Here is a 9,372-nt window from a genome sequence, read left to right as displayed (position 1 = left end):
TTCGTCTCCATTTTTTATTCATGCAAAGTTGTCGGAAGGACACCATTAAAGTGGAATAAGGAAATGAGAAATTTTTATGATCGTCTTAAATTAAAAGGAAAACAAACAAAAGTAGCTATTGTTGCTGTCATGAGAAAATTATTAATAATTCTTAACTCTATTGCAGCGAGAAAAAAAGGATGGATTCAAAAAGATTTGATAATGACTGAAATGAAATTTGATGTTCACTCTTGACTAATTTTATTACAGATGCTGGCATTTTAAATATAATTTTGATTTAAAATAAGTATAAATAGAAAATAAAAAAATTAATAATATAAAGATAAAAATTTCTATTTGAGAAAATATTAAATTAAATTTTTGAGGTTCAGATATTTCAATATTGCTATTATTTATAAAATATGTTGGCAAAAATACCAAATTCCATCCTAAATGAATCGCCCATGATAAAGATATATTTAAGAAAATAATATATCCAATAATGCGAATAAATCCAAAAATAAATAATGAAAAAAAAGAAATTATTGATAATTCTTCATGCTTATATCTAAATGGATTTGTGTACAAAATTTGATGTAAAATTGGAAAAATTAAAGCGAAACATATTATTATTATAAATTGTATTTTTAATTTATTTATTGCTCTTATTTTTTCTATGAATAGATATCCAAATATAATTTCTTCTGTTAATGTTTGTCCTATAATGTAAATCAAAATATCTAAATTTAAATAATAGTAGAAGATAAAAAAACATATATTCTTAATTGATAAAAAGAGAAATGAAAATACTAAAAATGTAGTTGAGATAAATAAATATAAATCATAAATCCCCCATTTTAAACCTAATAACTGTATAGAATTATGTTTTTTAACAATGAAAAATAGGCTTAAAAGAGATAGCCACGGCCCTATATACCCAAAAATTTCGTAAGAATATGTGAAAATTGATTGAAAAATAATTGAAATGAAGATGACAAAATTTAAATTTATATTTTGTTTGTTAAAATTGATTAAGTATAAACCCATTTTAATTATCGCCTAAAATTATTAATATATAACAAAAAATTAATTTTAAAATGAAAGAATAACATTATTTTTATCAAAAACTGTAAATTTATGAATATAATCAATTACATTGACATTATTGATAATATAATTTTTTGTTTTTTCAGAAATCATTGGATGACTATTCTTAGGATACTTATAAGTTAATCTTAAAAATTTTGATTTATCAGATTTAATTAACTCAATGTAATTTTTATTTTTTATTTTTTTAATAAAGATATTAATGCCCTGCTTAGTTAAAAAATGGGCACTATTTATTGATTTTTTAACAAGGCAAACGGGTTGGTAATCATATAATGAAATGCTCCATTCTATATATTTTTCAGGCACTAAATAGGGATGAAATAGAAGTGTTTTGAATTTATTAATTAAATGCCCAGTATTCAAATTAAATTCTAAGTCATCCCATAGTTTTACATTTAATTTGTCGTCATTTAAATACTCATAATCTAAAGTTGTATTATAAATTTTATGGTTTATTTTTAGTTGATAGTCAAATTTATCAGAGTTAATTTTAATAGGAAAAAAAATATCTAATTCGTATGGTAGGTTAAGGCTAATGTGAGGAATTATAGATTCGCCGTAAAAAATGGGAATAACTCCCCAATACTTATATGCATTTGATATAGATTCTGTTTTTGCGATTCCAAATGCAGTCTTATATCCGAGCTGTGAAACATATTTACAAGACTCTCTAAACAACCAATTTGCAAGTTGTAGATTTCTTTTATTTTTAGAAATTATAAATTCTGATAGCCAGCATGATTTTTCTGATCTTGGATAGGCTGAAATCATACCTATTACTTTATCTGTATTTATATCTTTAGCAACTTTTACAAAAATAGATGAGTTTAAAATATTTTCTAAAAGATCTTTAGTAATACTATTTCCTAGTCCTGACTCATGAAAAAGTGATAATATTGATTCAGTATCTTTTTCTTTTCTAAGACTTATTATAATATTTTCAAATTCTTTATCTCTTATCGATTGCATATTAATCCTTTTAAATTAAATAATTTTTTGTCTAATACTTTCAATTTTTTTTCCTAAGAAAGCATGAATTTTATTTTTTAGAGGCACATAATTTATGCATTTTTGAGGATAAAATAAGGCAAAAGCAATACTAGGTGATTGATTTTCAACGTAATGCCACCAATAAGCAGGTATGAACAATGCATCATTTTCATTCAAAGTAAATTTAAAAGATTTTAAAGGAAAGTGTACATTCATACTTCTAAAATCAATTTTTGAGTGATTAAAATATTTAGACCAGAAATACTCAGGTTTTATTTTATAAAAAATATCTGGCGATAGAAGTATAATTTCTTTGCTACCTTTTATCTGACAAAGAAGTGAGTTATTTTGAATATGGAAATGCATAGCGCTACTGGAGTTTGCTTTAGCAATAAACGCTGTGATTTTCAAGTCTGGGACATTTTCTAATTGTTTTGGAATTTTTAATGTTTTTATTATTTCTGGAAAATATTTTGTAACTTCTATATTTGAAATTAAGCAATATTCATTATTGTCATTTGATATAAAATGATTTTTTAAATAATCACTAAGTAGTAGATTTTTTGTAAAAATGAGTCTATGGTAATTAGGGCTATCAAAGAATTCAACTGGTAATGCTTTATCAGTAAATGTTTTATTTAAATCACTTTTGTTAATGCTCCAATCTGAAATAAAATTTTTTAAAATAAATGGATACTGTAAAAAAAAGTTTATATTTCGCATAGTTTATACCTAAAATTCAAGAGTGCAATCACTAAAATATTTAATAAAATGCAAATTAGAATAATCCAATTAATAGTTATATTTTTAATTAAAACCCCCATTAAAAATAATGAAATTGCTACAATAGTATCTTCGATTATAGACCAATACGATAATTTAGCTACAACGAGACAGTTATTCGTTATCTTAAAAAATAAATGTTGTGTTGCTAATATTGCTATACCTGATGATAAACCAAGCAATATATAGCTAACTATAATTACCAAAATATTTTTAAAGTGTAATCCTAAAAAAATTGATAAAATAATTCCAAAAATAGAAATCGATAGTAAATTTTTAGGTGAAATAATATTGTATATTTTTCTAACAAAAAACATTGAAAAAATTGAAGAAATGAAAATTATACAAAATATTGAAGAAATCATATTTTTTTCAATTATCTCAGTTTTACTATTTAGATATATTGGTTGATAGTAACACCATATAGAAAAACTTACTTTTGCAATTATTATAGAGGAAAAAAGTCTCCAATTTTCTATGTAGAATTTGAAAATTATTTTTGAAAAATTTTTATTATCACTTTTTTCATAAGTAAAATTTAATTTATTAATTGTTAAGAATCCTAAAATACCATTAATAAAGAAAAGTATTCCTATTATAAAAAAGAACCATACATTTACTTGATTAACTAAAGATGAAAATGATATTCCAAATACAAATATTAAAAATATTGCTAAATTTGCTGATATTTTTTCATTGTCAATAATAAGCCCATTTGTTTCTTTATAATACATGCTACTATAACATTTAAGTTGAAGCAAAACACCAGCTTCAAGAATAAAATATATAAAAATAATAAATAAAAATTTAATACTTAATATTTCATCTTTAATATAATATAATTTAAACCACATTAATCCGCAGGTAAGAGAAAAAAAACTGCTTAAAATAAAAAATTTTTTTTGCAATGAATAAAATTTTTTTGATAAAAAATAATTTGATGAGATAAAAATAATATTAAAAAAAGATATAATTAAAAAATATTGATGCTCTTTTAAATTAGCAGCCAGCCAAGTATAAAAATAAGTTATTTGCATGTTTTCGATAGATCTTAGGGCACCAGATTGAATATAAAAATAATAATATTTAGCTTGTTTCATTTTTTAGTATTCTTTCATTTAATAACCCTCCCATTACTGGGCAACCATTTTTTGATTTGGTATTATTGAATTTAGAAACGAAATTACGAGTACTTTTAAATAAAGGCTTATTAATTAAGTCATTTAACTCATCATTAAAAATATTTGCCATTTTCATTCTTAAAAGTTCGCATGGTATAATGCTTCCATCTGGTTCAATTCTTATTTTTAATGTTCCTGCAGTACAACTTCTTGAAGGAGGAATAATATCCAATTGGTTATTTAAGAGTTCTGATATTTCATGCTTTTTTATAACCATTTCTGAAATTGAATTATCATCTTTTTCAATTTTATTCATCATTTCATATATAATTTCCGTATCTATTCCATGTGACTTATAAAACTCAAGTGTATTGCTTAAATTTTTTTGATATTTTGTGCATATAATTCTTGCACAAACAGGTAACCCATAAGATTTTGCAAGTAATATATTTTGATTTACTTTTTTATGTGAATCTTTAATTTTTGTAAATGTTTCATATTCATTAGAATCAAATCCATAAACGCTGACTGTTATTTTAGATAAATTCATTTTTAAAAGAAATTTGCAAAGTGAATCATTCAAATAATATCCGTTTGTTATTATTGAGAGATCAAAATATCTTTCGCGTGCGTAAGAAACTAAACTTCGGAAATAGGGTAGCAGTGTACATTCCCCACCTGAAAAAATTAAGTATAAAACTCCTAATGATTCTAATTTATCAAGTGCTTTTTTCCATTGTAATAAATTTCCAGGTAGTTTGCTTTGTTTCCATGATTCAGGTTGATAGCAATGTAAACAGCGGAAATTACATGCATGAGTTAATTCAATTTCAGTTAATAAAATTTTAGATTCCATTAGTGAAATCTCACAAAGTTCATTTGCTAATTGATTATAATTTTCTGAATTATTAAAATTTATTAATTTATTATAATGTTCTTTGTTATTAATGATTTCATTATTAATAATTAACATATCATTATTAATTAGTATTTCTGCTAAAGAATTTAAAGCTTTTTCTACTTGCTCAGGTTCTTCAAATCTTTTGAGATAATCATTTATATCTCTACTTGAATTATTATCTAATAAAAAGTCCCAAAAGTCTGCGGCATCATCTTTTAACAAAATTGATTGCTTATTTTTTATATTTCTCAAACTCCATGTTGTTCCGTATTTACGCATCGCTAATGCTTGAAAATTTATTAAAAAAGACATATTTGTTCCTTCTAACAACCAGAAGAATTGGATCTAGGAGTTTCTCTAAAAGCTTTAATTAAGCGTGCTGCTTCAGAAGAGAGCTTAATGATGCCACCATCATCCCAAATGGCGTCATGAGCGCATCTTGATGCTTTTTCCAAACCATAGTCACTGGCGTCCATTCTCAATTGAACCAATTTTCTTAAACGCTTAACCTGAGGTGAGTTTAACCATATATCTTTAAATTTTTTCTCTCTGAGATTTCCATAGGGTGTTACCATTAAAGGACATGGAGCAAGAGAAGCATCTGGAAGAATGTCTACTCGTGCTAGACCGACTAAACACTCATGGCCATCGTACATTGATATGCCTTTATTTTTTAATTCCATTAATTGTTCATTAGTTACCCTAAGTGAAAGTTCATCAACTTTACCATCACAAGATTTATGAACTTGTACTGAGGGAAGATAATCAGCCCCCATATTGTAAATCATTTCGCGCACCTCTTCCCATTGAAAAAAGTTGTTACGAGTGATAAAGGAGCGAGCTCCAACACGTATTCCCGCTTCTTTAAGCAATTTCAAACCTTTTACTGCTTTCTCAAATGCATTTTCTGTTTTAACAAATTTGTTATGCATTTCAGAAGTTGAACCAAAAAATGGTATAAATACTTGCTGAATATTGTGTTCTTTTAACATCGCTACTTTTTGGGGTGTCAGTAATGTCCCATTTGTAATTATATCAATTGCAAATTGATATTTATCGGTAATATTTAATATTTGATCTAGATCTTTGCGAAGTAGAGGTTCTCCACCAATAAGACTAATAAAAAATGTTCCAGCGTCTTTCATTTGGCCTAAATAGTCATCTATTTCTTCAGTAGATAGTTCTTGTATTTTTGTGCAAAGTAAATGACTATTTACAGGATTTTCTCTGTCTCCATTATAGCAAAATGAACATTTTTGATTGCATCTCCAGGTTAAATTTAGTTTGCAACGTATTGGAATAAGATTTAATTTGGCATAATTCCAATGAGAAACATCTGTATTATTTTCTATATTTTTTTGGTTAATTTGAATATTTTCAAATTTCTGTAAATTTTCATTGTTTTCAATAATATTTAATTTTTTTAACTCATTAATTAATTTAGAAGTTTCTTTGATTGATTCATTTAGTGAAATATCATATGTTTCTGCTACTTCTCTGCTTGTATTATTGATGTCTAAAAATCCTATTGAGTTTAGTTTCTTTATTATGTCATTTGCTGCCCCATGAAATTCATACGTTTTATTATCTACAGAAGCTAATGAAAATTCAGGATAAGATATAAATGCAGTTTTTTTTCTATTAAAATTAACGATATTCATAAAAAACTCTCAATTAAAAATTAATTATTAAAATTATATTTATCTAGATATTGATAATTTTTAGACTACCTTATTAATGATAAGGTAATGTATATTATTTAGTGATAAAAACAAAAGGTTACTTTTTATATTCATTCATAAAAAATAACCTCAATTTTTTTTTATTAATTTATTAATATAAAATGCTACTTTACAAATAAAAAAAGCAATATTATAATAAATATTAATAAAATAATTTTTTTAGTTCTAGCATTTATTGCAGCATGCACTTGCACCAAGTTGTCCGCTTTCTTGCTGTACAGCAGTTTTGATGGTGAATCCATTAAAAGCTTTTTTCTCTGATTCTTTATTTTGCATAAATAGCTCCCTTGAAAAAAAAATTGGAATAGTCTTAAAAGTTATATTAAATTTTAAGACAGTGATTAATAAAATATATTAATTCAATTGTCAAATTATAATATTATAAATATTTTATTTTAATTATTATTAAAAAAATAAAAATTTTACAAATTAAATTTAACAATTAATATAAATTAAATCTTATATGCTTATTATTTAAATTAAGTACAAACTTTAGAATACCAAAATTTATTTTAAGTAATATAAATTAAATTTTATTATTTTAAATATAAATCATTTTGTAATAATAATTTATATTTAAAATATTTTATAAGAATTATATTAAACTTATCAATTGGACAGCTAAGGTAGCTATTAAGGCATATTATTCGGATCGCATTTTATGAAACTGCGAAAATGTCATTGAATTTTCATATAAACATTGGATTTTAGGATTTTATTACAGTATAGTATACATTTTATAAAAATAAAGTTTTATTAAATAAAGTTTTATTAAATAAAGTTTTATTAAATAAAGTTTTATTAAATAAAGTTTTATTAAATAAAGTTTAAAATTAAATACTAATTTTAAACTTTATTTACAATGATAAAAAAATATTTGACAATATTTTTTTATCATTGTAAATAATTATAATTCTAGATTTTTTGATTTAGAACTTAATTTATTTTAATAGCAATTATTTTACTAATATAAAGGAAATCTTTAAGTGAAATTATATTTAAACACTTTTTTAATTATTACAATTGCTTTATTTACTTCACCAATTGATGCGCATAATTTAGACAAACCAATTGCTAATCTGAGAGTTTATTGTGCTGATAGCAATGGAAATTGGGATTGGTTAAAAAATAATGATATTTATGAAACTTTAAACGGATATTGGAAAGCTGGCGTTAGAAGTTGCAAATTTAATATGACAGAATATCAATCTGATAGCTATAGTTACTTTATTGCTCAGGGGGGAATGCAAGATATAAATAAACTAGTTACTGCTTGCAAGAAAAAATTTGAGACATTAACTACTCCCTATGTTTATTATGTAAATGATTCATCTAGTTGGTTTCCAATTGCTTCTCATGAAAATTGGATATTAAATAGTATAATTACAATTAAATCTATTTTGCCTTCCTCATTTATTCCTATAAAAAGTAATTTAAATTTTGTCATGATTTATCCAAATAAATCATTTATAAATAAAAATGATATTTCTAATGACCCAAATTGCTTTAAATAAAATTAAAGTGATTCCTTTTAGTGGACAATATGCTATGAACTTAGGCGTTCATATAGAAGGGTTGTCCCATGGTAAAGAAGAAATCAGTTAAAAGTCAATATTCTCTTGAGTTTAAAAACCAAGTCCTTGAAGTCTTAGAAAATAGCCCTAAAAGCATGGCTCAGATAGCTAGGGAGTTTGAGGTTTCCTACCCCACTCTGAATAGCTGGAAGCGTTCTATTGGCGAAAAGGAAAATTCAAATATAAAGAAAAACTCTGACGAATTGAAAAAGCTAAAGCGAGAATACGAGCTTTTAAAAAAGGAAAATGAAATCCTAAAAAAGGCGGCAAGCTTCTTTGCAAAGCAACTCGATTAAAATACGAGTTTATATTGCTAGAGAAGCTTAATTATCCTATTCTTTTACTTTGCAAAGTAATGTGCGTTTCTAAAAGTGGATTTTATAAATGGCTTGAGTGTAAAGATAAAAATCATCAATTTGAGTTTAGCCTTGAAGAAGAAATAAAAAAAATACATACTTCTTCAAGGGGTACATATGGAAGACGGCGAATTTTATCAACACTTAAAAAGTCATTTATTAAAGTTGGAAAAAAACGAATATCCAAGATTATGAAGAAACTAAATCTGAATGGGGTCGGCAAACCTAAATTTAAAACAACAACAAAGGTTGATAGGCAAGCGATACATTTTCCGAATTTAATTTCAGGGGATTTTACTTCCTATAAGCCCAACGAACTTTGGACCAGCGATATTACTTATATTCCAACGAAAGAGGGCTGGGTTTATTTGTGCATAATATTGGATACTTTTTCAAGAGCAATAATTGGTTGGAGCATGCAAGATAATCTAAAAAGAGAAATTGTTTTGAATTCACTAAACATGGCATACAAAAAAAGATCTCATTTTCCAAATGGAATAATTTTTCATAGTGACAAAGGATCACAATATTCAAGTAAAGAAGTTAGAAAATATTTAAAATTAAATCATTTTCATCAAAGCATGAGCAATAGCTGCTATGAGAATTCTATTACAGAAACATTTTTTTCCACTCTAAAAAAAGAATTGGTACATCGATGCAATTTTCTTACTAGAAAAGAAGCAAAATCTTCGATTATAGAATATATTGAGGTGTTTTATAATCGAATTCGTGCGCACTCTGCCCTTGATTATCTTGCACCATTAGAGTATGAAAAAAATTATGAAATTTAACCGTCCACTTTTCGGGGATCACACC

The 9,372-nt window shown here is 24.9% G+C and carries 9 protein-coding genes and 1 pseudogene; 4 read left to right on the top strand and 6 right to left on the bottom strand.

Going from position 1 to position 9,372, the window contains the following annotated elements; all coding sequences use genetic code 11:
* A pseudogene (locus tag AXG55_RS14775) lies at positions 1 to 234 on the top strand (hypothetical protein); the annotation flags it as partial.
* 9 nt (positions 235 to 243) lie between these two features.
* Here AXG55_RS14775 and AXG55_RS15210 read toward each other — a convergent pair.
* The 6 genes from AXG55_RS15210 to AXG55_RS01940 all read right to left on the bottom strand — a co-directional run bounded on the left by AXG55_RS15210 (position 244) and on the right by AXG55_RS01940 (position 6,545).
* Positions 244 to 1,026 (bottom strand): CPBP family glutamic-type intramembrane protease, encoded by a 783-nt coding sequence (locus AXG55_RS15210; RefSeq protein ID WP_473245950.1) that lies wholly within the window; start codon positions 1,024 to 1,026, stop codon positions 244 to 246.
* A gap of 45 nt (positions 1,027 to 1,071) precedes the next feature.
* On the bottom strand, positions 1,072 to 2,058 hold the full coding sequence (locus tag AXG55_RS01960) for a hypothetical protein (protein ID WP_148696467.1): 987 nt from the start codon (positions 2,056 to 2,058) through the stop codon (positions 1,072 to 1,074).
* Positions 2,059 to 2,073: 15 nt separating this feature from the next.
* Complete coding sequence (locus AXG55_RS01955) at positions 2,074 to 2,802, bottom strand: cupin-like domain-containing protein (protein ID WP_148696466.1); 729 nt, start codon at positions 2,800 to 2,802, stop codon at positions 2,074 to 2,076.
* Positions 2,790 to 3,770: a hypothetical protein gene (locus AXG55_RS01950; protein WP_148696465.1), complete on the bottom strand. Its 981-nt coding sequence runs from the start codon at positions 3,768 to 3,770 to the stop codon at positions 2,790 to 2,792. Before AXG55_RS01950 ends, AXG55_RS01955 begins: the two co-directional genes overlap by 13 nt.
* Before the next feature lie 178 nt (positions 3,771 to 3,948).
* On the bottom strand, positions 3,949 to 5,196 hold the full coding sequence (locus AXG55_RS01945; protein WP_148696464.1) for a radical SAM/SPASM domain-containing protein: 1,248 nt from the start codon (positions 5,194 to 5,196) through the stop codon (positions 3,949 to 3,951).
* A gap of 11 nt (positions 5,197 to 5,207) precedes the next feature.
* Complete coding sequence (locus tag AXG55_RS01940) at positions 5,208 to 6,545, bottom strand: radical SAM/SPASM domain-containing protein (RefSeq protein WP_148696463.1); 1,338 nt, start codon at positions 6,543 to 6,545, stop codon at positions 5,208 to 5,210.
* Between the two features lie 1,067 nt (positions 6,546 to 7,612).
* Between AXG55_RS01940 and AXG55_RS01935 the strand changes: the two genes are divergently transcribed.
* The 3 genes from AXG55_RS01935 (at position 7,613) to AXG55_RS01925 (ending at position 9,347) form a co-directional block, all read left to right on the top strand.
* Positions 7,613 to 8,140 (top strand): hypothetical protein, encoded by a 528-nt coding sequence (locus tag AXG55_RS01935; protein WP_148696462.1) that lies wholly within the window; start codon positions 7,613 to 7,615, stop codon positions 8,138 to 8,140.
* 68 nt (positions 8,141 to 8,208) lie between these two features.
* The gene (locus AXG55_RS01930; protein ID WP_148696238.1) at positions 8,209 to 8,496 is read left to right on the top strand and encodes a transposase; all 288 of its coding nucleotides are present in this window, start codon (positions 8,209 to 8,211) and stop codon (positions 8,494 to 8,496) included.
* A gap of 14 nt (positions 8,497 to 8,510) precedes the next feature.
* A complete protein-coding gene (locus AXG55_RS01925; RefSeq protein WP_148696237.1) occupies positions 8,511 to 9,347 on the top strand; it encodes an IS3 family transposase in 837 nt (278 codons plus the stop codon).
* Positions 9,348 to 9,372: the final 25 nt, after the last annotated feature.

The sequence above is a fragment of the Silvanigrella aquatica genome (assembly GCF_001907975.1).
In the GTDB taxonomy this organism is placed as follows: domain Bacteria; phylum Bdellovibrionota_B; class Oligoflexia; order Silvanigrellales; family Silvanigrellaceae; genus Silvanigrella; species Silvanigrella aquatica.
The sequence above is the reverse complement of the archived record's forward strand: the minus strand, read 5'-3'. Positions and strand labels throughout refer to the sequence as shown.